This is a genomic window from Actinobacillus seminis (assembly GCF_002263215.1).
GTDB lineage: Bacteria > Pseudomonadota > Gammaproteobacteria > Enterobacterales > Pasteurellaceae > Actinobacillus_B > Actinobacillus_B seminis.
Genome location: NZ_NLFK01000008.1, coordinates 107,102 through 133,165 on the forward strand (window position 1 = coordinate 107,102; position 26,064 = coordinate 133,165).

At 40.7% G+C, this 26,064-nt stretch carries 24 protein-coding genes and 3 pseudogenes; 10 read left to right on the forward strand and 17 right to left on the reverse strand.

Annotation, left to right across the window (positions count from 1 at the left end; translation table 11 throughout):
- Window positions 1–28: 28 nt before the first annotated feature.
- A complete protein-coding gene (lysA, locus tag CFY87_RS08750; protein ID WP_094946801.1) occupies window positions 29–1,285 on the reverse strand; it encodes a diaminopimelate decarboxylase in 1,257 nt (418 codons plus the stop codon).
- 8 nt (window positions 1,286–1,293) lie between these two features.
- Window positions 1,294–1,416, reverse strand: a complete 123-nt coding sequence (gene lptM / locus CFY87_RS08755) for an LPS translocon maturation chaperone LptM (RefSeq protein WP_094946802.1) — start codon at window positions 1,414–1,416, stop codon at window positions 1,294–1,296.
- A 120-nt stretch (window positions 1,417–1,536) separates the two neighbouring features.
- Between lptM and cyaY the strand changes: the two genes are divergently transcribed.
- The 3 genes from cyaY (at window position 1,537) to pckA (ending at window position 5,454) form a co-directional block, all read left to right on the forward strand.
- Window positions 1,537–1,845 (forward strand): iron donor protein CyaY, encoded by a 309-nt coding sequence (gene cyaY / locus CFY87_RS08760; protein ID WP_094946803.1) that lies wholly within the window; start codon window positions 1,537–1,539, stop codon window positions 1,843–1,845.
- Entirely contained in the window at window positions 1,845–3,713 is a 1,869-nt protein-coding gene (gene recQ, locus CFY87_RS08765) for a DNA helicase RecQ (protein ID WP_094946804.1), read from the forward strand. Before cyaY ends, recQ begins: the two co-directional genes overlap by 1 nt.
- Before the next feature lie 124 nt (window positions 3,714–3,837).
- A complete protein-coding gene (pckA, locus tag CFY87_RS08770; protein ID WP_094946805.1) occupies window positions 3,838–5,454 on the forward strand; it encodes a phosphoenolpyruvate carboxykinase (ATP) in 1,617 nt (538 codons plus the stop codon).
- A gap of 86 nt (window positions 5,455–5,540) precedes the next feature.
- On the opposite strand, the gene CFY87_RS08775 is transcribed toward pckA, so the two are convergent.
- From CFY87_RS08775 to malE, 4 genes are all read right to left on the reverse strand, one after another.
- Window positions 5,541–5,906, reverse strand: coding sequence for a hypothetical protein (locus CFY87_RS08775; protein WP_094946806.1), 366 nt, complete (start codon window positions 5,904–5,906; stop codon window positions 5,541–5,543).
- A gap of 104 nt (window positions 5,907–6,010) precedes the next feature.
- On the reverse strand, window positions 6,011–6,901 hold the full coding sequence (malG, locus tag CFY87_RS08780) for a maltose ABC transporter permease MalG (protein ID WP_094946807.1): 891 nt from the start codon (window positions 6,899–6,901) through the stop codon (window positions 6,011–6,013).
- A gap of 9 nt (window positions 6,902–6,910) precedes the next feature.
- Entirely contained in the window at window positions 6,911–8,461 is a 1,551-nt protein-coding gene (gene malF, locus CFY87_RS08785) for a maltose ABC transporter permease MalF (RefSeq protein ID WP_094946808.1), read from the reverse strand.
- Between the two features lie 110 nt (window positions 8,462–8,571).
- Window positions 8,572–9,762: a maltose/maltodextrin ABC transporter substrate-binding protein MalE gene (gene malE / locus CFY87_RS08790; RefSeq protein ID WP_094946809.1), complete on the reverse strand. Its 1,191-nt coding sequence runs from the start codon at window positions 9,760–9,762 to the stop codon at window positions 8,572–8,574.
- Between the two features lie 416 nt (window positions 9,763–10,178).
- Here malE and malK point away from each other — a divergent pair.
- From malK to malM, 3 genes and pseudogenes are all read left to right on the forward strand, one after another.
- A pseudogene (gene malK / locus CFY87_RS08795) lies at window positions 10,179–11,296 on the forward strand (maltose/maltodextrin ABC transporter ATP-binding protein MalK).
- A gap of 90 nt (window positions 11,297–11,386) precedes the next feature.
- Window positions 11,387–12,679: a maltoporin gene (locus CFY87_RS08800; RefSeq protein ID WP_094946810.1), complete on the forward strand. Its 1,293-nt coding sequence runs from the start codon at window positions 11,387–11,389 to the stop codon at window positions 12,677–12,679.
- 90 nt (window positions 12,680–12,769) lie between these two features.
- Window positions 12,770–13,660: a maltose operon protein MalM gene (malM, locus tag CFY87_RS08805; RefSeq protein ID WP_094946811.1), complete on the forward strand. Its 891-nt coding sequence runs from the start codon at window positions 12,770–12,772 to the stop codon at window positions 13,658–13,660.
- Between the two features lie 337 nt (window positions 13,661–13,997).
- Here malM and CFY87_RS12335 read toward each other — a convergent pair whose 3' ends face one another.
- Together CFY87_RS12335 and CFY87_RS11975 are read right to left on the reverse strand one after the other, a co-directional pair.
- Complete coding sequence (locus tag CFY87_RS12335) at window positions 13,998–14,153, reverse strand: transposase (protein ID WP_236757406.1); 156 nt, start codon at window positions 14,151–14,153, stop codon at window positions 13,998–14,000.
- 536 nt (window positions 14,154–14,689) lie between these two features.
- The gene (locus CFY87_RS11975; RefSeq protein WP_094946812.1) at window positions 14,690–15,091 is read right to left on the reverse strand and encodes a hypothetical protein; all 402 of its coding nucleotides are present in this window, start codon (window positions 15,089–15,091) and stop codon (window positions 14,690–14,692) included.
- A gap of 24 nt (window positions 15,092–15,115) precedes the next feature.
- Here CFY87_RS11975 and CFY87_RS08820 point away from each other — a divergent pair, with 24 nt between their 5' ends.
- Genes CFY87_RS08820 through CFY87_RS08830 form a run of 3 tightly spaced genes read left to right on the forward strand, consistent with a single transcriptional unit; the run spans window position 15,116 to window position 19,161 of the window.
- A complete protein-coding gene (locus tag CFY87_RS08820; RefSeq protein ID WP_094946813.1) occupies window positions 15,116–16,237 on the forward strand; it encodes a DNA cytosine methyltransferase in 1,122 nt (373 codons plus the stop codon).
- Complete coding sequence (locus CFY87_RS08825; RefSeq protein ID WP_094946814.1) at window positions 16,234–17,271, forward strand: restriction endonuclease PLD domain-containing protein; 1,038 nt, start codon at window positions 16,234–16,236, stop codon at window positions 17,269–17,271. Before CFY87_RS08820 ends, CFY87_RS08825 begins: the two co-directional genes overlap by 4 nt.
- The gene (locus tag CFY87_RS08830) at window positions 17,272–19,161 is read left to right on the forward strand and encodes a Z1 domain-containing protein (RefSeq protein ID WP_094946815.1); all 1,890 of its coding nucleotides are present in this window, start codon (window positions 17,272–17,274) and stop codon (window positions 19,159–19,161) included.
- Between the two features lie 43 nt (window positions 19,162–19,204).
- Here CFY87_RS08830 and CFY87_RS11805 read toward each other — a convergent pair.
- A pseudogene (locus CFY87_RS11805) lies at window positions 19,205–19,372 on the reverse strand (helix-turn-helix domain-containing protein); the annotation flags it as partial.
- Between the two features lies 1 nt (window position 19,373).
- On the opposite strand from CFY87_RS11805, the pseudogene CFY87_RS08835 reads away from it, so the two are divergent.
- Window positions 19,374–19,817 (forward strand): annotated as a pseudogene (locus tag CFY87_RS08835) (transposase); the annotation flags it as partial.
- A 534-nt stretch (window positions 19,818–20,351) separates the two neighbouring features.
- On the opposite strand, the gene CFY87_RS08845 reads toward CFY87_RS08835, so the two are convergent.
- The 8 genes from CFY87_RS08845 to CFY87_RS08880 all read right to left on the reverse strand — a co-directional run bounded on the left by CFY87_RS08845 (window position 20,352) and on the right by CFY87_RS08880 (window position 25,924).
- Window positions 20,352–20,531, reverse strand: coding sequence for a hypothetical protein (locus tag CFY87_RS08845; protein ID WP_094946816.1), 180 nt, complete (start codon window positions 20,529–20,531; stop codon window positions 20,352–20,354).
- A 636-nt stretch (window positions 20,532–21,167) separates the two neighbouring features.
- Window positions 21,168–21,866 carry a fumarylacetoacetate hydrolase family protein gene (locus tag CFY87_RS08850; RefSeq protein ID WP_094946817.1) on the reverse strand — a complete coding sequence of 233 codons (699 nt, stop codon included), beginning with the start codon at window positions 21,864–21,866 and terminating at the stop codon, window positions 21,168–21,170.
- A 209-nt stretch (window positions 21,867–22,075) separates the two neighbouring features.
- Window positions 22,076–22,603, reverse strand: coding sequence for a hypothetical protein (locus tag CFY87_RS11730; protein ID WP_147291292.1), 528 nt, complete (start codon window positions 22,601–22,603; stop codon window positions 22,076–22,078).
- 52 nt (window positions 22,604–22,655) lie between these two features.
- Complete coding sequence (locus CFY87_RS08860; RefSeq protein WP_094946819.1) at window positions 22,656–23,429, reverse strand: class I SAM-dependent methyltransferase; 774 nt, start codon at window positions 23,427–23,429, stop codon at window positions 22,656–22,658.
- On the reverse strand, window positions 23,399–24,505 hold the full coding sequence (gene trmA / locus CFY87_RS08865) for a tRNA (uridine(54)-C5)-methyltransferase TrmA (protein ID WP_094946820.1): 1,107 nt from the start codon (window positions 24,503–24,505) through the stop codon (window positions 23,399–23,401). Before trmA ends, CFY87_RS08860 begins: the two co-directional genes overlap by 31 nt.
- Window positions 24,506–24,589: 84 nt before the next feature.
- Window positions 24,590–24,919: a MaoP family protein gene (locus CFY87_RS08870; RefSeq protein WP_094946821.1), complete on the reverse strand. Its 330-nt coding sequence runs from the start codon at window positions 24,917–24,919 to the stop codon at window positions 24,590–24,592.
- 91 nt (window positions 24,920–25,010) lie between these two features.
- Complete coding sequence (dsbA, locus tag CFY87_RS08875) at window positions 25,011–25,646, reverse strand: thiol:disulfide interchange protein DsbA (protein ID WP_094946822.1); 636 nt, start codon at window positions 25,644–25,646, stop codon at window positions 25,011–25,013.
- 11 nt (window positions 25,647–25,657) lie between these two features.
- Window positions 25,658–25,924 carry a YihD family protein gene (locus CFY87_RS08880; protein ID WP_094946823.1) on the reverse strand — a complete coding sequence of 89 codons (267 nt, stop codon included), beginning with the start codon at window positions 25,922–25,924 and terminating at the stop codon, window positions 25,658–25,660.
- Between the last annotated feature and the right edge of the window lie 140 nt (window positions 25,925–26,064).

A 26,064-nucleotide genomic window follows, 5' to 3' on the forward strand; every position in this document is an offset into this window, starting at 1 on the left:
CACCCTCCTTAAGGTAAGAGGGTTTATACTAATCAATATCCACCAAACTTTCCAATTGCCACAATTCTTCAAAGCGTTCGCGACGTTTGATCAAATGCGCCTTGTTGCCATCCACCAATACTTCAATGGCGCGCGGGCGGGAATTGTAGGTAGATGCCATGCTGGCGCCATAAGCACCGGCGGAACGTTGCGCGATCAGATCGCCTGCCGCAATGGCAAGCTTACGTTGTTTGCCGAGAAAATCTGAGGTTTCGCAAATCGGACCGACCACGTCATACACTTGGCTCTCACGTCCCAAAGTGCGGTCAATTTCAATGATATTCATGTATGCTTGATACAACGCCGGACGGATCATGTCGTTCATGCCGGTATCGACGATGGCAAAATGGCGGCTTTCGTTGCTTTTTAAATATTCCACTTTGGTGACCAAAATACCGGCGTTGGCAGTAATCGCCCGCCCCGGTTCCAAGATGATTTCCAACTCGGCATAATCTTTTAATTTCGCCAACAAAGCGCGCGCATATTCAGAGGGATGCGGCGCATTTTCGTTAGTATAAGTGACGCCTAAACCGCCGCCTAAATCCAAATGTTTTAGCGAAATGCCATCTTGTTTAAGTTGTTCCATTAACACAATTAAACGATCGGTCGCATCTAAAAAAGGTTGTAATTCCGTTAATTGCGAACCGATATGGCAATCCATGCCGCTAATATGAATATGCGGTAATTGGCTTGCCAACCGATAAACTTCACGCGCTTGCTCAACGCTGATGCCAAATTTATTTTCTTTTAAACCGGTGGAAATATAAGGATGGGTATGCGCATCTACGTCGGGATTGACGCGCAATGAAATTGGCGCAATTTTGCCCATTTCGCCGGCAACTTGGTTAATCCGCTCCAATTCCGCCACGCTTTCCACGTTAAAACAACGAATGCCGACTTCCAAGGCGCGAGCAATTTCTTGTCTTGATTTTGCCACACCGGAAAAGACGATTTTCCCCGCCTCACCGCCGGCAGCCAGCACGCGTTCCAACTCCCCTTGAGAGACAATATCAAAGCCTGACCCTAATTTTGCCATCAGATTTAAAATCGCGATATTCGGATTGGATTTGACCGCAAAGCAAATTAAATGCGGATGGGTGCCTAAGGCATCATCAAAGGCGTGCCAATGGCGTTCTAAGGTGGCGCGCGAATAAATATAAAGTGGGGTACCGAATTGTGATGCAATGTCGCTAACGGGCAGATTTTCCGCCATTAATTGATCGTTTTTATATTGGAAAAAATCCATACTGTTCCTTATTTAATTTGTTGTTTCTGTGGTTGTTGTTGCGCCGGAAAATAAAGCGGCCCTTTTACCCCGCAGGAAGTGACTAAAAAAGTGACCGCACTTAAGAGTAGAATGGAAATAGTTTTTTTCATTGAAATCTTCCTCATACAAATTAATTTTCACTTTTTACCATTAAATTTTTCTTTGTGCTACCACAATATAACGAAAATCTCTATAATTTAAGTTTATTTTGTCAATCAGGAAGGAATTTTATGAACGTAGCAGAATTTCATCAAAATATCGAACAAATCTGGCTGAATATTGAAGAACAATTAGAAGTGCAAGATTGCGATGTGGATTGCGATACGCAAGGTTCGGTATTTACGATCACCTTCGCTGACCGCAGCCAAGTGGTGATCAATAAGCAAGAACCTTTGCTTGAACTGTGGCTCGCCAGCAAAGCGGGCGGTTTTCATTTCGCCTTTAACGATGGACAATGGATTGCCTCCGACGGTAAATTATTCTGGTCTTGCTTAGAAGATGCTTGCGCCGCTCATGGTGAAAACGTTCGTTTCGCTTAATGTCCTCGCCTACTGTATCTACCTCTGACGCTTGCCAAAGGGCGGTCAAAAATTGCGAAAATTTGACCGCACTTGAGGTGCTGCGTTCGGTTTTTGGTTATCAATCTTTCCGCCAAGGGCAAGAGGAAGTGATCAACGCCACCTTGCAAGGCAAAGATAGTTTAGTGATTATGGCAACCGGCAACGGAAAATCTTTGTGTTATCAAATTCCGGCGCTGTGTTTTGACGGATTGACCTTGGTGGTGTCTCCCCTGATTTCGTTGATGAAAGATCAGGTGGATCAATTATGCGCCAACGGAATTGCCGCGGATTATTTAAACTCTACGCAAACCTTTGAGCAGCAGCAAAAGGTGCAAAATCGCGTGATGTCGGGAGCGTTAAAGTTGCTTTATGTCTCGCCCGAAAAAGTGATGACCGGCAGTTTTTTTCATTTTATTTCTCATTGCAAGGTGAGCTTTATCGCTATCGACGAAGCGCATTGTATTTCGCAATGGGGACATGATTTTCGTCCGGAATATGCCCAACTCGGTGGTTTAAAAGGCTGTTTTCCTGACGCCCCCATCATGGCACTGACCGCGACCGCCGATCAAACTACGCGTTTGGATATTTTGCAGAATTTGAAACTGGCTGAACCGCATTGTTATATCGGTAGTTTCGATCGTCCAAATATCCGCTATACCTTGGTTGAGAAATTCAAACCGATGGAGCAATTGAGCCAATTTGTGTTGGGACAAAAGGGAAAAAGCGGGATTATTTATTGCAACAGTCGCAATAAAGTTGAGCGTATTGCGGAAAGTTTGCGTAAAAAAGGCGTGGCGGCGGAAGGGTACCATGCCGGTATGGAAAATAGCCGGCGGGAGCAGGTGCAACAGGCTTTTCAGCGCGATAATGTGCAAGTGGTGGTGGCGACTATTGCCTTTGGCATGGGTATTAATAAATCCAATGTACGCTTTGTGGTGCATTTTGATTTACCGCGCAGTATTGAGGCATATTATCAAGAAACCGGTCGCGCCGGACGGGATGATTTGCCGGCAGAAGCGGTATTATTTTATGAACCGGCAGATTATGCTTGGTTGCAAAAAATGTTACTGGAAAAACCGGAAACGTCACAACGCCAAATTGAACAACATAAATTGCAAGCTATAGGTGAATTTGCCGAAAGCCAAACTTGCCGCCGTTTGGTATTGCTGAATTATTTCGGTGAATATCGCCAAACGTCTTGTAACAACTGCGATATTTGTCTAGATCCGCCGAAAAAATATGACGGATTAATTGATGCGCAAAAAGTGATGTCCACTGTTTACCGCGTCGGACAACGTTTCGGTACACATTATGTGATCGCGGTGTTACGCGGGATGCAAAATCAAAAAATCAAAGAAAATCAGCATGATAAGTTAAGTGTGTATGGCATTGGCAAAGAGCGGACGAAAGAATATTGGCATTCCGTTATCCGTCAACTGATCCATCTTGGCTTTATTCGTCAAGTGGTGGATCAATTTAACAGCACATTGCAATTGACGGAAAGTGCCAAACCGATTTTGCAAGGCGAGGTCACCTTATCTTTGGCAATGCCGCGCATTTCCTCAGTGACCGCGTCGATAGTGAAAAATGCGCCAATTAATTATGATAAAGATTTATTTGCCCGCTTGCGCTTTTTGCGAAAACAAATTGCCGATCGGGAAAATATCCCGCCTTATATTGTGTTTAATGATGCGACGCTGCAAGAAATGGCACAATATCAACCTACCAGTGCACGGGAAATGTTGCAAATTAACGGAGTTGGTACCGTCAAATTAGAACGTTTTGCTCAACCGTTTATCGATATTATTCGTCAACATAAAAAATTGTGGACGTCAACTTCTGTTTAAAAATTCCAAAAAGAATTGAGGTAAATTTTCATTTTTGAGATCAAGCTAACATTTTTTTGTTTAAAAATTTAATACAATGCCTACCACTTAATGATTAACTTTTAACTTTAAATAGAGGTAATGTATGGTCGATGTAAACAAAGTAATCAAAGAGCTGGGCGAACTTGGCATTTATGATGTAAAAGAAGTTGTGCATAACCCAAGTTATGAACAGTTATTTGAAGAAGAAACCAAGCCGGGGTTGCAAGGTTTTGAGAAAGGTGTTGTGACCCAATCCGGTGCGGTTGCCGTTGATACCGGTATTTTCACCGGTCGTTCGCCGAAAGATAAATATATCGTTTTGGATGAAAAAACCAAAGATACGGTTTGGTGGACCGGCGAAGCGGCGAAAAACGACAATAAACCAATGAACCAAGCCACATGGCAAAGCTTGAAAGAGTTAGTAACCAAACAACTTTCCGGCAAACGTTTATTCGTGGTTGATGCGTTCTGTGGTGCAAACCCGGATACGCGTTTAGCGGTGCGTATCGTAACTGAAGTGGCATGGCAGGCGCATTTCGTAAAAAATATGTTTATCCGTCCTTCAGAAGCGGAATTACAAAACTTCAAACCTGACTTTACCGTAATGAACGGTTCTAAAGTCACCAATCCAAACTGGAAAGAACAGGGTTTAAATTCCGAAAACTTCGTTGCCTTTAATATTACCGAAGGGGTGCAATTAATCGGTGGTACTTGGTACGGCGGTGAAATGAAAAAAGGGATGTTCTCTATGATGAACTACTTCCTACCGTTAAAAGGCATCGCATCAATGCACTGTTCTGCCAACGTGGGCAAAGACGGTGATGTCGCGGTATTCTTCGGCTTGTCCGGTACCGGTAAAACCACGCTTTCCACCGATCCGAAACGTCAATTAATCGGTGATGATGAACATGGTTGGGATGATGATGGGGTATTCAATTACGAAGGCGGTTGTTACGCGAAAACCATCAACCTTTCTGCGGAAAATGAACCGGATATTTATGGTGCTATCAAACGCGATGCCTTGTTAGAAAACGTAGTGGTTCGTGCAGACGGTTCTATTGACTTTGCCGATGGTTCAAAAACTGAAAATACTCGTGTTTCTTACCCAATTTACCACATCAACAACATTGTTGAACCGGTATCCAAAGCGGGTCATGCAACCAAAGTGATTTTCTTAACCGCAGATGCATTCGGCGTATTGCCACCGGTTTCTAAATTAACACCGGAACAAACCAAATACTACTTCTTATCCGGTTTCACAGCGAAACTTGCGGGTACAGAACGGGGTATTACCGAACCGACACCAACTTTCTCAGCTTGTTTCGGTGCCGCATTCTTATCACTTCACCCAACACAATATGCGGAAGTATTAGTGAAACGTATGCAAGCAGCCGGCGCGAAAGCTTACTTGGTGAACACCGGTTGGAACGGAACCGGCAAACGTATTTCCATCAAAGATACCCGCGGTATTATTGATGCGATCTTAGACGGTTCAATTGAAAAAGCGGAAATGGGTTCGTTACCGATTTTCAACTTAGCAATTCCAAAAGCTTTACCGGGTGTTGATCCTGCGATCTTAGATCCGCGTGATACTTATGCGGATAAAGCGCAATGGCAAAGCAAAGCGGAAGATCTTGCCGGTCGTTTCGTGAAAAACTTTGAAAAATATGCGACAAATGCTGAAGGTGAAGCCTTAATTGCCGCCGGTCCAAAAGCATAATTGCGTAAAAAACAAAATAAAATTCGACCGCACTTTTAAAAGTGCGGTCTTTTTTTGAACGTTTTTGATAATTTAATATGTTACTGCTACCGGCACTTTTCTAATAATAACAAACTATTAGCCTCTTTTGCCGGCATAAATGTCACTTTCCCATGTTTTACTTGCGCCTGATAATCGGCGGATTTAAATAAGCGCAGTTGCGGCACATCGCCGCTGCAAGGGATAAGTGATACTGTTTGATTTAATTTGACCGCACTTTGTGCTTGGAAACATTGATTATCCTGCCAAAATTGTAACGGGTAATTGCCTTTGGTTAAGTGGGCATCCGCTTGAAAAAGGATATTTTGTTCAAGGGCGTTAAACGCGTTAAAGTGGGGATGTTGCCGGTTTGTGGCGTAAGCGGAAAAACTGAGCGAGCCAAATAATGCGAGAAAACGTGCTTTTTTTTGCATAGTGAAACCTCACGTAAAATTAGGCTGGAAAGTGAAATCTGAGTAAAAATCAGGGAGAAGTCGGCATGAAAATAAAGGTGGGCAAACGCCCACTTTTAATCGAATTACCCTTTTACGCCACCGGCGGTTAAACCACCGACTAACCAGCGTTGTGCGATCAGGAAAACTGCGGTAATTGGAATGGCGGATAACACTGCCGCTGCGGCAAAATCGCCCCACAAATAGTTTTGCGGATAAAGATATTGTTGCATTCCTACCGCGAGCGTGTAGCTGTTAACATCACGTAGCAACAAGGATGCCACCGGTACTTCAGTAATCGCAGCAATAAAGGAAAGAATGAATACCACTGCTAAAATTGGTACGGAAAGCGGCAATAAAATGAGACGGAAAGCCTGCCAAGGCGTTGCACCGTCTAGTGATGCCGCTTCTTCTAAGGATCCGTCGATGGTTTCAAAATACCCTTTAATAGTCCATACATGTAACGCGATCCCGCCTAAATAAGCGAAAATCACGCCGGCATGGGTATTTAATCCTAAGAATGGCACATATTGTCCTAAGCGATCAAATAAGGCATATAACGCCACTAATGACAACACTGCCGGGAACATTTGGAAAATTAGCATCCCTTGCAAGATGGTTTTTTTACCTTTAAATTTCATGCGCGCAAAGGCGTAGGCACAAGTGGTGGATAATGCCACGATGCCGACAGAGGTGATGGTTGCCACTTTCACTGAATTCCATAACCAACGAAGTACCGGGAACGGTGGTGGGGTGATGCTGCCATCTGCGTGTACCACATTAAAGCCTAAGGCAAGTTTCCAGTGTTCCCACGAAATTTCACTCGGGATAATATCGCCAATCGCAAGGTTTCCGGGACGCAGTGAAATCCCAATGACCATTAAGAGCGGAAACATAATCAACGCGATGAAACAGATTAACAGCACATGAGTTGCCAACAAACGGTAACGCATGGATTTAGGTTGTACGATAGCCATAATAATCTCCTAATCTAATTTCATTTTTGTTGCTTTGATATTTAATAAAGCCAGTCCACCAACCAACAGGAATATGATGGTGGCAATCGCCGCAGCCAAGCCGAAGTCTTGTGAACCGCTGCCTTCAAAGGCAATACGATAGGTGTAGCTCACCAATAAATCGGTATAACCCGCCGGCGTTGTAGTACCGATCATATCCGGGCGACCGTTGGTTAATAATTGGATCAATACGAAGTTGTTAAAGTTAAAGGCAAAAGAGGCAATCATCAACGGAGTTAATGGTTTGAGCAACAAAGGTACTGTGATTTTGCTGAAATTCTGCCAAGTGGAAGCGCCGTCCATCGCAGAGGCTTCGTATAAATCTTGTGGAATGGCTTTAATAAACCCAATACATAAAATCATCATGTACGGATAACCCAACCAAGTATTGACGATTAAAATCATCACTTTAGCTAAGAACGGATCGTTAAACCATTCCGGACGGATACCAAAAAGATTGTGCAAAATCATATTGATTTCGCCGAAACTTTGGTTAAACAAGCCTTTAAACACTAAGATGGAAATAAACGCCGGTACCGCATAAGGTAAGATTAATAATAAGCGGTAAATCGCTTTGCCGCGTAATGCTTCCCATTGCACCACGCAAGCTAATACCATACCGATAATCACAGTGAAAATCACGGTTAACACCGAAAACACCACCGTCCAAATAAAGATCTGTACGAACGGTTTTTGGATGCCTTCGTCGGTGAAAATTTTAACGAAGTTATGAAAGCCTGTAGAGACGGTGTAGCCCGGTTCTAAGGTTTCTTTTTCCCAATCGCCATTGGCGTTAATGGTTTGGAAAAAACCAATATCATTGTTAGCACGGTAACGTTTTCCGTTTTCGTTATTAGTTAAAATTTGACTTTCTTCATCATATTGATAGCGGGCTTTCTGCTCGGAAAATTGACGCAGTGAACTCATGGTCAAGGCATTTCCGTTAGGCAATAATACGGTCATTTTTTGTAATGCCGCACGATTTTGTGTAATTACTTTTAATGGCGCGACTTTGCCCGTCGGCGCGGGTTGTTCACTGACGTTGACTTGCTCGTCGCTTAATAATATCGACTCGGAGACAAAATCTTGCGCGCTGTTATTATTGTGGAGCGAGAGGATATAACGATTATCCGCTTGCGGGTAAAGTTTGAAGTCAAATTTATCGCCGGAGAAATAATGTTGATCACGTAAAACATTTAACGCGCGCTCAAAGGCGAGCTGGTTGGTACCGCTGTAGTTGGTGAAAGCGATGGCGATGGTTGCCACCAATGGAAACAAAATAAAAATCATCATCCCCATAATACCGGGGTACACATAGCGCCACGCATAAACTTTTTTACTGCTAAAAATGTAGATTCCGGAAGTTAAGATAACGAGAGTCAACAAAGCAAATAAATATTCTCCTTGCGAATACATTAAAAACACCAAATAAAAATCAAGCAGGAGAATACCGCCGATGACTAAATATTTTAGCCAAAGGGAGGAGGATTGCGATGGAGTGGAGTAATCCGTTTGTTGCATAATGCACCTCGAAAACAAAGAAAAAACAGACCGCACTTTTATGTGGAATAAGGTGAGGTATTTATCGGTGGGCAGGATGCCCACCTGGTTATAGATTATTTACTCATCCCTTATTCCGGTTTTTGGATACGAGAACGTGCATCATCTAATGCTGCTTTCACCTCTTGGCGACCGCTTACTGCATTAATGATAGCGCTTCTTTCCGCATACCAAAATGCTGACATTTGAGGGATATTCGGCATAATCTCACCGTTTTTCGCGTTTTCCATCGTTGCCGCAATACGCGGATCTTTGGCTAATACTTCTTGGAATGATTTTAATGCCACTGCACCCAATGGTTTATCTTTATTTACCGCATCCAAACCGTCATCGGTCAAAAGATAGTTTTCTAAGAATTCTTTTGCCAAATCTTTGTTCGGGCTGGCAGCATTCACACCGGCACTTAACACACCAACAAACGGTTTAGAGGCTTTACCGTTTAAGGTTGGTAATACCGCAACGCCATAGTTAATGTTACTTTTTTCGATATTGCCCCAAGACCAAGGGCCGTTGATGGTTAATGCGCTTTCGCCTTTGTTAAAGCTGGCTTCAGCCACCGCGTAATCCATATCGGCATTGATCACTTTATTTTTCACCATATCAACTACGAATTGTAAGCCTTTTTGTGAACCCTCGTTGTTCACGCCGATATCGTTGGCATCATATTGTCCGTTAGCAAATTTAAATGCATAACCACCGTTAGAGGCAACAACCGGCCAAGTGAAATACGGTTCAGAAAGGTTCCACATAATCGCGTGTTTACCTTGTGATTTGAGTTTTTTGTCCAGTTCAACGATTTCTTCCCAAGATTTTGGCGGTTCAGGCAATAACTCTTTGTTATAAATTAAAGAAAGAGATTCAATCGCTACCGGATAAGCGATAATTTTGCCGTTATAGGTTGTCGCATCCCAAGCGAAATCCACAAATTTTTCTTTAAACTCTTTGCTTGGCTGTACTTCCGCCAACAAACCGGATTGTGCGTAGCCACCGAAACGGTCGTGCGCCCAGAAAATAATGTCCGGACCATCGCCGGTTGCGGCTACTTGTGGGAATTTTTCTTCCAGTTTATCGGGATGTTCGACTAACACTTTGATGCCGGTATCTGCTTCAAAATTTTTACCGACTTCCGCTAAACCGTTATAGCCTTTATCACCATTGATCCAAATAACCAATGTGCCTTCGCTCATTTTCGCTATCACTGAAGTAGAAAGTAATAAACCGGCGGCTGCAGTTAACGTAAATTGAAAGATTTTTTTGCTCATGTTGATACTCCTCAAAGTTTGTAGTCGTAAGCAGGTCTTGTGTCACCCACAGGATAAGTGGAAAGGATAGATAACAAGATGAATCCTATTACCCAATTTACCGCTGATTATATGTATAAATATTTTTCTTTGTTATCCTCCTCCCTTCTACTCCCCACCCGTTATTTTCCTCTTTTTTGGTACTTTTTATCAGATATGTGATCCTGGTCACAAAATGCTAAAAGCAAAATGCGATCAAGATCACAAAAGTAGGTGGATTTTTTCTCAATTGTCGGTTATTCAGGTAGGTTGTTGATTTTTTATTCTAATCCTCATTTTTTTAGTTAAAGGAGGATTTTTTTTAAGCCGAGATCACGCATGATGAGCAGCAATTAGTTAAGTAAGCCAAAAATGACACAACAACGCAGAGGTTTTTTATGGCAAGTGTATCGCTACGTAAAGTAGGTAAATCTTACGGTAATATTCATATCTCAAAAGATATTAACTTAGACATTCATGAAGGCGAATTCGTTGTATTCGTTGGACCTTCCGGATGTGGTAAATCTACCTTGCTTAGAATGATTGCGGGTCTCGAAGATATTACCACAGGTGAATTGTATATTGGTGATAAATTAATGAACGATGTGCCACCGGCAAAACGCGGGATCGGTATGGTCTTCCAATCTTATGCTTTATATCCGCATCTTGATGTCGCGGAAAATATGTCTTTTGGCTTAAAACTTGCCGGTGTGAGTAAAGCGGAACGTGACCAACGGGTTAACCAAGTTTCTGAAATTCTACAACTTGCTCATTTATTAGACCGCAAACCGAAAGCCTTATCCGGCGGTCAGCGTCAACGGGTTGCCATTGGTCGTACTCTTGTATCTCAACCGGAAGTTTTTTTATTAGATGAACCGTTATCCAACTTGGATGCCGCCTTGCGTGTGCAAATGCGGGTAGAAATTTCCAAACTACATAAAAATTAAAACGTACCATGATTTATGTTACTCACGACCAAGTAGAGGCTATGACTTTGGCGGATAAAATTGTGGTATTAAATGCCGGTGGTATTGCGCAAGTTGGAAAACCGCTAGAACTTTATCATTATCCGGCAAACCGTTTTGTCGCCGGCTTTATCGGTTCACCAAAAATGAATTTCTTACCGGTAAAAGTGACCGGCGTGGAAAAAGAGCGGGTACAAATCGAATTACCGGATGCAAATCATCACAGCTTCTGGATTCCTGTCTCCGGTCAGGGCGTCAGCATCGGCGACAACCTTTCATTAGGCATTCGTCCGGAACACTTAGTGCCGGCAGAACAAGCCGGCGTAACCCTAAAAGGCAATATCCAAGTGGTCGAATTATTGGGTAATGAAACCCAAATCCATCTTGAAATTCCGGAAATTAAACAACCGACCTTAGTTTATCGTCAAAGTGACGTAGTGTTAGTAAATGAGGGGGAGGAATTTAATATCGGTATTATCCCGGAACGTTGCCATCTATTTAAAGAAGATGGCACAGCCTGTCAACGTTTATTTAAAGAAAAAGGCATTTAACTCATTTTGATGCACAATTTTTATTGGGCATCAAGAAATCGTATCAATTAATTGATACCCCCTAAAAAATGTAAAGATAAGAGGTCAAAAATGAACAATAAAAAGACTTTGCTGGCAGCAGCGATTACCGGCGCACTTATCGCTACCAGTGCAAGTGCGGTTGATTTCCATGGTTATGCCCGTTCCGGTATTGGTTGGACATCCGGCGGTGGTGACCAAAGCGCATTAAAAGTAAATGGTGGAGGATCTAAATATCGTTTAGGTAACGAAACTGAAACCTATGCTGAATTTAAACTTGGGCAAGAGCTTTATAAAGATGGTAATCAATCCATTTATTTAGATACCAATCTTGCATATTCAGTGGATCAACAAGTTGACTGGGAAGCTACCAGCCCGGCATTACGTGAAATCAACGTACAATTTAAAAACTTTGCCGAAGGCGTATTACCGGGCGCGACATTATGGGCCGGTAAACGTTTCTATCAACGTCATGATGTACATATGAACGACTTCTACTACTGGGATATTTCCGGTCCGGGTGCTGGGGTTGAAAATATTGATTTAGGCTTTGGTAAATTATCTTTAGCGGTAACACGCAATACCGAAACAGGCGGTACGGCAACGTACGGTAAAGATAAAGTTTATTACATTGACAAGGATGGTAAGATCCAATCTCGAATTGAAGATCGTAAAGCAAATGTTTATAACGATGTCTTCGATATTCGTTTAGCTGATTTAAATGTTAATCCGAATGGTAAATTGGAGATTGGTTTTGATTATGGTAATGCACATACTCGAAATGGCTACCGCTTAGAACCAAAAGCGAGTAAAAACGGTTATATGATTACTTTAGAACATACGCAAAGTGAGTTCTTTGGTGGTTTCAATAAATTTGTTGCGCAATATGCTACCGATTCCATGACCTCTTGGAATACCGGACATTCACAAGGTGCTTCAGTGAATAACAACGGTCATATGTTACGTTTAATCGATCATGGTGTCGTACAATTCTCACCAAAAGTAGAAATGATGTATGCTTTAATCTATGAAAAAACGGATTTAGACAACAATCAAGGTAAAACTTGGTATTCTGCGGGTATTCGTCCGATGTATAAATGGAATAAAACAATGAGTACCTTACTTGAGGTTGGCTATGATCGTATTAAAGATCAAGCAACAGGCAAGAAAAATGATCTTGTAAAAGCGACAATCGCACAACAATGGCAAGCCGGCGACAGCATTTGGGCGCGTCCAGCCATTCGCGTCTTCGGTACTTATGGACATTGGAACGATAAATTCAATATCACAGATCGTACCAACGCAGGTTATGATGCAAAAGATGCTGAGTTCGTAGCCGGTGTACAATTCGAAGCTTGGTGGTAATACTTTTTATCCCGCTTCAATAATAATCATATATGCTATTTCGGGAGAGAAATTTCTCTCCCTTTTTCCATCAATTATCATGAGGTTAATATGAAAAAAACATTTTTAACGACCGCACTTTTATTAGCTAATATGTTTATTGTTTCACCGAGTATAGCAAATACGGGGACGCCAACGTATATTAACTCAACAGAATTAGCTCAAGTTCAATGGCAAGATGTATCATTTGAGCAAGCCTCTAAAATCATGCTGACCGAACAGCAAAAACAAGCCTTTACAAGTCAATTTGCGGGCATTGCAAGCCCTGTAGCGGCTTACCGTATTCCGGCTAATCAAGGCACTGTCGAAATTGAGATTGAAAGTCAGGTACTTGAAGATCATGTTTTTCTTCCAACAGCAGTTATCTTAGACAGCCAATTCAACGTAGCGGCAACTTACCCTTCGAGCGAATTTAAATTCCAAGAAGAGGAGGGCTTTAAAGGAAATCGTTTTACTGCGAATATGAATTTAACACCGGCTGCCGGACAAGATTATTTATATTTATTAGTTTATACCACGCAACAAGATATTGCTAAAACAACCCTGATTCCTCATCCGGCAAAAGTATATGCCAAAGCCACGGGAAAACAACCGCCGGCAATTAATGATATTGAAGTTAAACACAGTTTAAACGGTGAAGTCATTGTAAATGCCTCCACATCAAATGGGACTAAATTTATCGGCCTCCCAACTACTATTTTCAGCAGCAATAAAACACCGGCGCACCCTGTCGGTAATGTTCAACCGTCAGCGGCTGCAAACACCGGCAAAGCGTTAAGCGCACCGGTGGACAAAGATACGGAAGCTTACTTTAAACAAGCGGTCAGCAAGGCACTTAAAGAAAATGATGTAAACCGTGCGTTGAATTTAGTCAACGAAGCCGAAAAATTAGGTTTAAGCTCACCGCGTAAAATCTTTTTACAACAAGTTTCCTCTAAATAGTCATCTTAATACGTCTTTTTCATTATGATGGAGTTTTGCCGCCAAGCAATTGGTGGCTTTTTTATCCGAAAAGAAGCGAAACAAAAAGCGGTTAAAAATGGCATGGTTTTGGTATTATTTAGTAGTTGCTCAAAGACCCAAATTCATTAAAACCGCTTAAAAATGAAATGCCCTAAACGGATTTTCCAGTTTAGGGCATTTATTATCGCATATTGTATGCTAATAAGGAAAACTCACTGTGGCAAATAGATACAAGGCCATTAAAATCTGACATAATGACAGTCTATGGAATTGGAAAATCGTGCTAGTCGTAATCGAAAAGCGAGCGTAGCAATGCTTACATTTGCCATTGTTGGCGAGTATTAATGAAGTAGGCACAATGACGGACACCACAACGAGGGAAAACTTGTTCATCTTCTGTTCCCCAGCGGGCCTTTTTGAGTAAGGACAGTATTTCGGTATCAGCAAGCTCAACCACTTGAGTTAGTGACAAGTGGCGGGCGTTTGCTGATAAGCCGGAAATGCTGTGCCATAAAAACAAAAATCCCTTTATTACCACTCTCGATTTTCCAAGCCTTTTTAGGCTTGAAAACCATTAAAAATGGTAATAAAAGGACTATTCTCTGTGCCCAAAATGGTAGTTGTAAGGGAGGCATTTGTTAAGCGAAATTTTCAATCAAAAAATCCAAAACCTGTCAAGTATTTTTTAATAAAACACGAAAAATAGCTTTAACTGATTGATATGTAAGTACTATTTTTGCATGAGATGGCAGAATTTTGGGGATTTTGGTGTGTTTGATTGATGATGTCTTGTTCAATCTAATTTTTAAGAGGTGTGTTATTAAGCTATTTTAAGTAATTAGCCAGCATTTAAGGTGGCTAATGATTAGAGATATCTTGCTAAATATTTAAGAGCAACGATAGTGCCGTTTCCCATCAATAACAAGCATATTTGGGTTTGCTAAATCTTTGGTATAGAAATGATAGTAAGAGAAATGATTCTGCGGCATAATTCCATATACATTTATTTTAAGGATTTAAAATGTTCTTGACACTATTTGCTTTACAATTAGCATTTTTGCGTTGCGTTGCGTTGCGTTGCGTTGCGTTGCGTTGCGTTGCGTTGCGTTGCGTTGCGTTGCGTTGCGTTGCGTTGCGTTGCGTTGCGTTGCGTTGCGTTGCGTTGCGTTGCGTTGCGTTGCGTTGCGTTGCGTTGCGTAAAAAAAAAAAAAAAAGTTTGCGTTGCGTTGCGTTGCGTTGCGTTGCGTTGCGTTGCGTTGCGTTGCGTTGCGTTGCGTTGCGTTGCGTTGCGTTGCGTTGCGTTGCGTTGCGTTGCGTTGCGTTGCGTTGCGTTGCGTTGCGTTGCGTTGCGTTGCGTTGCGTTGCAACAGAATAGCTCTTTACAAAAATTCGTTCAAAGAATTTTTTCAACTTTTTGTATGGGAGTAAAATCCTATGCAGTCTAATCAACTCTCTTTATTTGGTACGCAACCAAAACCAAAAATCCTTTCTCTTTTTTCAGGCTGTGGAGGTTTGGATCTTGGTTTTCACCAAGCTGGTTACGAAACAGTTTGGGCGAACGACTTTTCTCATTGGGCATGCGAAAGTTTCCGTAAAAATATCAGTGATGTAATTGTAGAAGGTGATATTGAACAGATTAACCCAAATGATCCTACGATTCCCGACTGCGATATTATTCTTGGTGGTTTTCCGTGCCAAGACTTTTCGATGATTTGGAAACAGCCTGGCCTAGATGGCGAGCGAGGCAATCTTTACAAGAGCTTTTTACGCTTTGTGAATGCCAAAAAACCGAAAGTGTTTGTAGCAGAAAATGTGAAAGGTTTGCTGACAGCAAATAAGAAAAAAGCCATTCAACAAATTATTACTGATTTTGAAAGCTGCGGTTATTACGTTCAAGCTAAGTTGTATAACTTTGCCGAATTTGGCGTACCACAATTTCGTGAACGTGTGCTGATTGTCGGCGTACGTTTAGATACTGGCTTTAATTTCCAACACCCAATGCCAACTCATAATGCAAGCGGTGAAAATGGGCTAAAACCTTACGTTACCGCAGGTCAAGCTGTTTCTAATATTCCAAACGATGCGATGAACAATGAGCTGATGAAAATTAGCGATAAAACTCGTCAAATGCTGTCACTTATTCCCGAGGGGGGTAATTTTACCGATATTCCGAAAGATCATCCTTTGTATGTGAAAGGAATGATTAGCCACGTTTACCGCCGTATGCATAGAGATGAACCATCAAAAACCATTATTGCAGCTGGCGGTGGTGGAACTTGGGGCTATCATTTTCCTGAGCCTCGAGCCTTTACTAATCGTGAACGTGCCAGATTGCAAAGTTTCCCTGATGATTTTGAATTTATTGGCTCAACTACTGAAGTTCGCCGTCAAATTGGCAATGCAGTACCACCACAAGGTGTGGTTGAGCTTGCAAAAGCAATTTTGCCGATTTTCTCGGATAATTATGAAAAAGTGGATTTACACGAAAAATTGAAAGCAGAAAAAGCCAAAATTTTCCAAGATCGTCTAAATAATATTCGCGGGGGAAAACGATGAACACTGTTTTTTCTAATATCGCTCAAGCTAAGATTACAAATCATTCACTAAATAAAGTTTGGATGGATTTATTTAAATCTGCTGATGAAGCAATAATGGCTACAGGTTATGTTTCTAATGATGCTATTAAAGAATTACATAAAATCATTGAACATCACTCTAAATTAAAAAAGCTAGACCTTTTGGTTGGGATGCACTATCTAGAAGGTTTTACTCGCCCGCAATACGATAGTCTTTGCGAACTTAATCAATTTTTACAAGAAGAAAAGCGTGGTTCTGTTTTTATTTCTCCTTTTGTTAAATTCCATGGAAAAATGTATTCCTTTAGAAGTGGAAAACAAATTGACGGCTTAATTGGTTCGGCAAATTTGACTTGTTTTTGGGATAGTACAGAACGTACTTATGAAACAATGCTTCATCTCAGCGGAAGTAGTGCGTTAAGTCTACAGACAGATATTCAAAGCACAATTAATAAGCTAGGAAAATCTATTAGTGAAGTTGAAACTCCAAATAAATTCAAAGAGCACAATAGCCATTTAGAAAATTGCTTAGGTGTAAGCAGGGTCAATGCAAGTGATGTTGCAAAATTATTTCTACAAACATCAATTTATAAATTCCATATTCAAGCTAAAACGGAAAAAAGCAGTAATTTAAATGTTTTCTTTGGAAAAGGACGAGAAGATAAGCGTGGCTTTATTAAGCCAAGACCTTGGTATGAAGTAGAGCTTATTATTTCAAAAGATATTACACAACAGCAAGGCTATCCTTGTCATAAGTCGTTTACTGTAATTACTGACGATGGCTGGAAATTTAAATGTAAAACATCAGGTGATTATTCTAAAAATTTTCGTTCCGAAAACGATCTAAAAACTTTAGGAAAATGGATTAAAGGTAGATTAGAAAGTGCAAACTGTTTAAAAACAGGTGAAAGAATTACTGAAGAAACCTTATGCAAATATGGCAACGATCATTTTGAATTTCGTTCAACGGATAATCCCGATATTTGGTTACTTTCATTTAAGGGGAAAAACTAAATGCTGCAAACCTATTTAAATCAACTTACACCACCTGAATTAGCGGATTCTGTAAAAAACACCGTTTCAGGATTTATGGATAAATTGACTCAAATTGAGCTAAAAAAAGCCCAAAATGTTTTATTATTAGGCAATGTACAAAGTGGTAAAACCGCCCAAGTTTTAGGTGTATTAAGTGCATTGGCTGACGATGGCGATCATAAAATTTTCCTTTATCTGACTACTGATAGTGTCGATTTACAGCAGCAAACTGTAAAACGAGCTAAAGCAAGTTTGGATAAATTTATTGTCTTATCAGAAGATGATGACAAAAGTTTTACCCAAGTAATGAAAGCAGATAACCCGATTTTAGTGGTTATCAAGAAAAATGCCAGTGTGTTAAAACGTTGGCGAAACTTATTTAAAAGCCAAGAAAATTTAAAAGGATATCCTCTAGTTATTGTGGACGATGAAGCTGATGCTGCAAGCCTTAATACTAATGTAAATAAACTTGATAAAGATGCTAGTACAATCAATAAATTATTAAATGAAATCAAAAATAGCTGTTGTCAAAGTTTATTTATTCAATTAACGGCAACACCACAATCCTTATTGTTGCAGCACTTGGATTCTAATTGGCAGCCTGATTTTGTTCATTTCTTTGAACCTGGTGAAAAATATATTGGCGGAAATTTTGTTTTTTCCGATCCACCAAGTTATATTTTCCGAGCGATTGACAGTGAATTAGATGAGATTAAAGATGATAGTAGCGATATTCCTTATGGTGTTAAACAGGCGTTACAATCATTTATGATTACTTGTGCAGAATTTGATTTATGCAATAAAACTAACTGTAATTTTGCATTACACCCAAGTTATAAAATCCAAGATCATAAAGCATTTGCAGATAAAATTAAATCTTGTTTAAATGAGTTAGTATACGCCGTAAATAATGATGAAAATTTTGCAAATAGTTTTAAAGAAAGCTATCAAGATTTACAGAAAACTAAACCCAATATTCATCACTTTGAAGAAATCTACGAAAACCTGACCGCACTTTTGCAAAATAAACGAATTAATGTTGTTGTGCTAAATTCTAAAACTGAATCTGATTTTGATTTAGAAAAAGATTTTAATATCGTGATTGGCGGTAATGTGATTGGGCGTGGTTTAACTATTCCAAAACTGCAAACAGTTTATTATAGTCGTACAGCCAAAAAGCCAAATGCAGATACTTTTTGGCAGCATTCTCGCATTTTTGGTTATGATCGTGATACATCTCTGTTAAGGCTTTATATGCCAATGGATGTATATAAATTTTTTGTATCGCTTAATCAAGCAAATAATTTAATTATTGAACAAGCCAAGCAATTAAACGGCAATGTACAAATTATTTATCCGAAAAATATCAACCCAACACGTAAAAATGTGTTGAAATCAGATGCAATCAATCAACTTGTTGGCGGTGTAAATTATTTTCCATTTAAGCCAAATGAAAAAAATTTAGCCCAAATCAACGGATTACTTTCTGCTATTGAGCAAAACCCAATTAAGGAAGATTTATACCAAATTGACAGTGAAACCTTATTTTTAATTTTAGAAAATCTAGGTAATTATCATTCTGATGATTGGGATAAACAAAAATTTATTACTAGTATTCGAGCCTTACAAACCCAACGCCCAAGTTTTAAAAATTATGTTTTAATCAAAAAGGGAAGAAAAATTGGTAGAGCCACTGGTACAATGCTCTCTGAAGATGACCGTAAATTAGGCGATAAATACCCAAACGATTTGTTTTTAACGCTTTACCTTGTGGTTGGTAATGAAGATAAAGGTTGGAAAGGCAACGATTTTTGGTTGCCTAACATCAAATTGCCGTATAAAGGTTTAGTTTATTGGGGATTAAAATAACACTATGCCATCTGAGTTCAAATTCAGATGGCTTTTTACTATATTAAACATTATCTATTTTTGAAATTTCTTTAAAAGAAATTGAAAAAGCTTCTTTAAGTTTTTCAGGCATTGCACGGTAGTGTGCGATGAGCTTTTCCTCTTGATAGGGTATATCACTTTCCTGACTAGTTGTTTGAAACATCGCCCCATTCCCAGTTAGCAACCAAGTTTGTGGACCAAAACGTTCGCTGGTGATGGTGGCAAAATCCGAAATGCAGCCGATTGTCAGTACCTTTGCGAATCGTTTTATTCAAGCGAATAGCCGTATCAATACCGATGAAAGCTCTACCTACGATGTGCTATTACCTCGTTACGATTTACGTACCGTCAATCACAAGGAAGAATACCGCGGTGATTTAGGCATAACGAACAATCAAGCCGAAAGCCTATTCAGTCGCTTTAAACGAATGTATTACGGTTAGGTGCATAAAATGAGTAACGCTTATCTACTCAACTATGCGAATGTGGCTTACCGTGAAGATAACCGCAGAAAGCCGAATGGTTGGCAGTTTAGCGACATCTTAGATAAATGCCTCTATACGATCAACGAAAACAATGAATGGTGTGGCTATTGGCAACGGAAAATTGTACACCAAGAGGGCTTGTGGCAATAATGACTAAATCGGTCTGTATCCATCAAATTGAACACAAAATCCGCTTATTCGAGCGTGAACGTGAGCAAGTAGTGAAACACTTAGCCTTATGGATGATAAGCTGCAAAAGCTCCGCCACGCCCTTGAAGTATTAGAATATCGGCATTCAGTAGGAATACAATACTGCCCATTTCACTTACAAATCACTTACAAACTGCATCAACACCACTTCAAAGGCAAACTGCGGAAAATGGTGCTTGAAGTCTTAAAGTAAGAGCCACACTGCTATTTTACGGTAATGAATTGATTGCCTTAGTCCTTATCAAAGACGACCAAGCGAACAAACCCATCTCCGCTCAACATACCATCTCTATGCGTGGAGCGTTAAAGCATTGGATAAAGGCGTTGTGGTACGCCTTGAAAAGAATATGGTAAAGGTACGTTGGCGATTAAACAATAAGGTTAATATAATCCCTATTATGCTAACTTTTTAAGCCTCCAAGCTGAGTGTTTAATCTCCCCTTGCAAGGGTAATATTTTTTGTTCTACCATATTTTAGGCTCTTAGCTTTTTTAACACATTATAGACCGCTAAACACGTTTTTGGGGTAAGAAGATGGCTACTGACTTCGGAAATGCCCCTATCAACTTTAATCATCTCAATGGTTAAATCATCTAATACCCACCACTTTTTTATATCTTTCTTTAGTTGTGAAATTAAACCGTTTTCGGACATATAAAAATCCCCATAATAGATGATTATGGGGATCTTAATTTATTTAGCGATTTCAATCTTTGTGCAACTGCTACTAATACCGCATTGTTTTGTTAGAACATCGGCTTGCTATGAGAAGATAATAAAAAAGGGTAAGACGTCCTTTTAAGAAAATAGGCAAAAAACAAAAATTTTACTTAATCCGTCAACGTCATTTTTGTTGTATCTTTGCTATTTTTCTCACACCGGCAGTACCGATGAGATGGCAAATAGTATGGGGATAGAACATGCGGTAGAACAAGCTTATTTTTGCGTAGAGAGAATTTTACCTAGCGGTAATTTCATCATTTCCTTACTCTTTTTTATGTTGCAAAGCGTATAGCGCAGGACATTCCGGATTATCTCGATTATTGTTAAGGGCACACTATTGCGCTTTTTCTTTGCGTCATCCAACGTCTTTTGGCGTTTTATTTATTCTTCTTCGTACTTAAATAATCCAAAATAGCCAAAGATTGCCCTAAATTGTTAATGCCGTCACCAATCCGGCAGGATTATGTTGGCTCGGGCATATTCCGTGTCAACACCTTTTAAATTTAAAGCAATTCTTACGCGATAAGAGGTAGCGCTGTAAAATACTATACAGTTTCAAAGCTTGCTTTAGACAACATCAACCTGTAATTCACCAAGTGAATCCATACCCGCTACCATTTTATCGCCGCGAACAACTGCCCCCACACCCTCCGGTGTACCGGTAAAGATGATATCTCCCGGTTGCAGTTTGAAGTAAGTTGATAAATACGCCACCATTTCCGGTACGGACCAAATTAAATGGCTCAAATCGGTATGTTGTTTGTATTCACCGTTGACGGTCAACCAAAGGGAGCCGGAACTGAAATGCCCAATTTTGCTGGCGGGATAAATTGGTCCGATTGGCGCGGAATAATCGAACGCTTTACCAATTTCCCAAGGACGTCCCATTTCACGCATTTTTATTTGTAAATCGCGACGAGTCATATCCAAACCCACTGCGTAGCCCCATACATAATCAAGGGCTTGTTCAACGGGAATATTGCTACCGGCTTTACCAATTACTGCTACCAGTTCTGCTTCGTAATGCAAATTCTTGGTTTGTGTCGGATAAGGGAAACCATAAGTTTCGCCACTTTTAACTGGAACTACGGAATCTGTCGGTTTACAGAAGAAAAATGGTGGCTCGCGATCGGGATCAAAGCCCATTTCTCTTGCATGAGCCGCGTAGTTACGCCCGACACAATAAACACGACGCACCGGAAATAACTGATCGCTATCAACAACAGCTACGCCGACTACTGGCGGCGGATTAACAACATATGACATTTATATTCTCCTGATCTTAAAAAAATTAACTTCTTTGTTCTCTTAAAAGCTCTAAATTGCTTAATACGAGACGTTCGGAATAACTAAACAAGACCACATCCTCTACTTTTGGCAATAATTGTATAAAGGTTTCCATCACCGGCGTTGTGACAAAGATAGCGTTCACCAACGTATTACGGTACCAAAAGCCCTGTGCGATACAATTAACGCTATAAATATAGCTTATAAAATAACAAAAATGCTATATTAACAGGATGAAATTTAAAAATTTCTTTAAGTTTTAACTGCACTTTTAAAGATTTTTTGCGAGTAAAAAATGATTTTCCAAAATGGATATTAAGGGGACGATTTATTATTTGAGGGGAAAAGTGCGGTGGTTTTTGAGTGTTACTTTTCTTTGCGTTGCCAAAAGAAAAGTAACCAAAAGAAAGGCAACCCGGTTTCACCTTTTCCTTGCGCTTGATTACCATTTCTTTGACGGAAAATTTGAAACTCGCTTGCGTTGCAAGCTCAAACACGACAAATTTTCCTAGAAATGGTAAGTCGCTTCGGCGGTGAAAACGGGGGAAATGGAAAGAGCGGTGATTTTTTTGAGAGAAAATGAAAAGGCACGAGCACGATGCTCGCGCCAGCGGTTTGGTTAGAAAGATAAGCAATACTCGCACCAGAGATTGATCGGAAAGATGAGCAATACTTGAGCCAGAGATTGATTGGAAATATGAGAAATGCTCGTGCAAACAATCACCTTATCTATTTTATTGGTGGGCACACAACTTTCTGCAAATTTCCTCAATCTGCAGTTAAATAAATATCAAATCGGTGGTTTTTGGTTTCGCGGCTGAAGTGCGGTGCTTTTTGTGCGAGAAATTCAGCGTAATCAGGGCGTTTGACGACAACGCGTCGGCGGGCGAGTTGCAGGGCGACGGGGAGTAATTCCGCTGCGTCTAAATCAGCGCCGACCAAGTGTTGAAATACGCGCATTTCTTTTTTGACTAACGCGCTTTTTTGTTTATGCGGATACATGGGATCGAGGTAAACCACGTCGGCGAAATCCACCTTGGGATCAAGGGCGGCGATATGGTGTTGCGGCAACAATTGCATATTTTGTTGCATCATGGCACCAATTTCGGCATCCGCGTAAGCGCGCTGTAATCCGTCTTGCAGCAGCAAATAGATCACCGGATGACGTTCGATTAATTTCACCCGACAGCCAATTGCCGCCAGTACAAAGGCATCACGCCCAAGTCCGGCGGTGGAATCAATCACGGTGGGCAAATAGCCTTTTTTTATGCCCACCGCTTTTGCAATTGCCTCGCCGCGTCCGCCACCAAATTGACGACGATATGCCAGTGCGCCATGCACAAAATCCACAAAAATAGCACCGAGTTTCGGTTCGTCTAATTTACGTAATTCTAAACGCACCTCGTCTGCCACTTGCGTTTGCACTAATGCCAACGGGCTGGTTTCATCATGCGTTAACCCTTGCTGTTGGCAAAGCGCGGTGAAGTTTTGCCTATTTTCGATTTCGCAAATCAATTGAATGGCGACTTTTTGACGAGCCATACGCCACACTCCATATGTTCTGTATAAGGAAATTGATCAAATAATGCCGCTTTGGCGATATTGTGTGTTTGGCTTAAATGCGCCAAATTTTCGCATAATGTCAATGGGTTACAAGAAATATACAAAATGCGCTCATACCCTTGTACCAATTTCACGGTGTCAAAATCCAAGCCGGCACGCGGTGGATCGACAAAAATAGTATTGCATTCATATTCTTGCAAATTAATGCCGCGCAGACGGTTAAATTCGCGTACGCCGTTCATTGCTTGGGTAAATTCTTCCGCCGACATTCGGATAATTTGCAAGTTCGTCACTTGATTTGCGGAGATATTAAATTGCGCCGCCGCCACTGACGGTTTGGCGATTTCAGTTGCCAATATGCGACGGAAATTTTGCGCTAAGGCAATGGAAAAATTCCCGTTGCCGCAATAAAGTTCCAATAAATCGCCTTGGCTGCCTTGGGTACATTCAATTGCCCATTGCAACATTTTACAGTTTACGTGCGCATTTGGTTGAGTAAAACTGTTTTCTACTTGGCGATAAATATATTGGCGTCCATTAACGGTCAATACTTCATCTACAAAATCCTGATCCAAACAAATTTTTTGCTTACTTGCCCGCCCGATCAGTTGCACATTAACGCCTTGTTGTTGCAATTGTTGTTTCAGCTGTTGCGCCAATGTTTGCCATTCGTCGGTTAAGGCTTTGTGATACAACAAACTGATGATAATTTGGTCGCTTAGCGTGCTTAAATAGTCAATTTGGAATAATTTATGGGAAAGTACCTGATGTTGTTTTAGTAAAGCCGGCAAGGCTTGCATCACGCGGTTAATTAATTTACCGGCAATCGGAAATTGATCCACGCGATAACGTTGGCGGGTTTGCGGATCGAACATGATGTGATAAAAATCCTCTTGTTCGTGCCAAATGCGAAATTCGGCGCGCATACGGTAATGCTGCACGGGGGAGGTAAAAACCTGTAAAGGTGGCGCATCAAAGGGCGCTAAAAGTGCGGTCAGTTTTTGTTGTTTTTCCGCCAGAAGTTGGGAATAAAGTTCAGTTGGTAACCTTTGCATAATCTTCGCTTGATAAGAGACAAAATGGTAGTAGAAAAAATAAAAGGCTTGAATTCTCAAGCCTTCCGTTTGCTTATTTGGGTGTTATTCTGCAGAAAAATCATCCAAATTATCCACGCCGACCACACCGGATAAGGTGTAAACGCGTTTAGTGGTGGAAATATGTGAACGATATTTATTCCATGTTTTTTCAAAGAATGTTTCTGCAGGGCGTTCACCGCGACAAAATTGGACAAAAGCTTTTTCTTCTTCCGTTACCGGCTCGCGCTCACCTGAATCTAATGCTTTAAATGCCTGTCCATACTGTTCTAAAGTTTGAGACTCTTTAATAGTGTAATCACCGTGACGTGCAAATCCACGCGGGTAATTTTTATCGTCAAAAAAACGGCGGGTAACGCTAAAACTTTCAGCCATAGTATCCTCAGTTATCATCTGTCAAAAATCGGCAAGCATTAAACCAATTTTTTCTGATTTTTGCAATTTTTTTTATGCAATTATCGGCGGGTTATTTTTTCAATAATCCGTTGATAGTTTCCACATAATCGTTAATAAATCCTTGTTCGGTACGAGAGAGACCTTCAGGATTGATACGATATTGATTGTTAACGTAGAAATCCGGTACGCCGCGCACGTGCAATTGTTCCGCCGCTTTGGTTTGTTTGTTTACCAATGCGGTGACCGCAAAGCTGTTCCAACCGCCATCAAATTGTTCTGCCGTTACGCCGTTGTCGATAAAAATTTGACGAATGTCATCCATTGACGGTGCGCTTTGATTGCGACTTTTCACGGCATTTTGTGCCGCTTCAAATAATGGTTTTTTCACTTTATTTTCAGCGCCCAATGCCATTGCCAACGCCCAAGCGCGGGTTAAGTTTTCAGATTGAAAGCCTAAGAAATCAACATGATATTGTCTAAATGCAGTGCCTTCCGGTAAGCTATTTTTCACTTTATTAGGAATGTCATAGCGCATTTCGAAATCATAACAATGTGGGCAGTAGAAAGAGAAAAATTCCACCACCTCCGGCTGCACGGAACGTTGACCATTGACGGAAATATATTGTTTACCGTCTTGAATATCCAATGCGTAGGCATTAGCGGTGACGGCAAAAAGCGAGAATAATGTCAGTAATAGTTTTTTCATAAATGCGTCCTTTATTTAAGAATACCACGTGCTTTAAGCAGTGCAGTTTTGAAATCCTCTTCATAATCTTTTTTAATTCCGGGAATGGGTTCGTGTTTGTCCGTTCCGTGCATTTTGAGATGATAAATAATGACTTCGTCGGTTAATTCTGAAATCGGCTTATCAAATCCGGCTTCATTGGCAATTTTTTGCAAAATTTGCAATAAATGCAAATCCGGATCTTTAGACCAATATGGTTGGAGAAGTTCCAAAACTTCATGTAAACGATGACATTTCATACATATTCCTTATAATCGTAACCTAATCTATTGGCGATCATACTTGAATTATCCCGCGAAGAAAAGTAAACCATGATGGCGAATGAGGAGGATTTTATGGTGCATTTTGATCGCACTTTTTGTATGCTATTCCTCGTCTA

Excerpts from the sequence above, each read along its gene's own strand:
- lysA (WP_094946801.1), bottom strand. The coding sequence starts at position 1,285 with ATGGATTTTTTCCAATATAAAAACGATCAATTAATGGCGGAAAATCTG.
- lptM (WP_094946802.1), bottom strand. The coding sequence starts at position 1,416 with ATGAAAAAAACTATTTCCATTCTACTCTTAAGTGCGGTCACTTTTTTA.
- cyaY (WP_094946803.1), top strand. The coding sequence starts at position 1,537 with ATGAACGTAGCAGAATTTCATCAAAATATCGAACAAATCTGGCTGAAT.
- recQ (WP_094946804.1), top strand. The coding sequence starts at position 1,845 with ATGTCCTCGCCTACTGTATCTACCTCTGACGCTTGCCAAAGGGCGGTC.
- pckA (WP_094946805.1), top strand. The coding sequence starts at position 3,838 with ATGGTCGATGTAAACAAAGTAATCAAAGAGCTGGGCGAACTTGGCATT.
- CFY87_RS08775 (WP_094946806.1), bottom strand. The coding sequence starts at position 5,906 with ATGCAAAAAAAAGCACGTTTTCTCGCATTATTTGGCTCGCTCAGTTTT.
- malG (WP_094946807.1), bottom strand. The coding sequence starts at position 6,901 with ATGGCTATCGTACAACCTAAATCCATGCGTTACCGTTTGTTGGCAACT.
- malF (WP_094946808.1), bottom strand. The coding sequence starts at position 8,461 with ATGCAACAAACGGATTACTCCACTCCATCGCAATCCTCCTCCCTTTGG.
- malE (WP_094946809.1), bottom strand. The coding sequence starts at position 9,762 with ATGAGCAAAAAAATCTTTCAATTTACGTTAACTGCAGCCGCCGGTTTA.
- CFY87_RS08800 (WP_094946810.1), top strand. The coding sequence starts at position 11,387 with ATGAACAATAAAAAGACTTTGCTGGCAGCAGCGATTACCGGCGCACTT.
- malM (WP_094946811.1), top strand. The coding sequence starts at position 12,770 with ATGAAAAAAACATTTTTAACGACCGCACTTTTATTAGCTAATATGTTT.
- CFY87_RS08820 (WP_094946813.1), top strand. The coding sequence starts at position 15,116 with ATGCAGTCTAATCAACTCTCTTTATTTGGTACGCAACCAAAACCAAAA.
- CFY87_RS08825 (WP_094946814.1), top strand. The coding sequence starts at position 16,234 with ATGAACACTGTTTTTTCTAATATCGCTCAAGCTAAGATTACAAATCAT.
- CFY87_RS08830 (WP_094946815.1), top strand. The coding sequence starts at position 17,272 with ATGCTGCAAACCTATTTAAATCAACTTACACCACCTGAATTAGCGGAT.
- CFY87_RS08845 (WP_094946816.1), bottom strand. The coding sequence starts at position 20,531 with ATGTCCGAAAACGGTTTAATTTCACAACTAAAGAAAGATATAAAAAAG.
- CFY87_RS08850 (WP_094946817.1), bottom strand. The coding sequence starts at position 21,866 with ATGTCATATGTTGTTAATCCGCCGCCAGTAGTCGGCGTAGCTGTTGTT.
- CFY87_RS08860 (WP_094946819.1), bottom strand. The coding sequence starts at position 23,429 with ATGGCTCGTCAAAAAGTCGCCATTCAATTGATTTGCGAAATCGAAAAT.
- trmA (WP_094946820.1), bottom strand. The coding sequence starts at position 24,505 with ATGCAAAGGTTACCAACTGAACTTTATTCCCAACTTCTGGCGGAAAAA.
- CFY87_RS08870 (WP_094946821.1), bottom strand. The coding sequence starts at position 24,919 with ATGGCTGAAAGTTTTAGCGTTACCCGCCGTTTTTTTGACGATAAAAAT.
- dsbA (WP_094946822.1), bottom strand. The coding sequence starts at position 25,646 with ATGAAAAAACTATTACTGACATTATTCTCGCTTTTTGCCGTCACCGCT.
- CFY87_RS08880 (WP_094946823.1), bottom strand. The coding sequence starts at position 25,924 with ATGAAATGTCATCGTTTACATGAAGTTTTGGAACTTCTCCAACCATAT.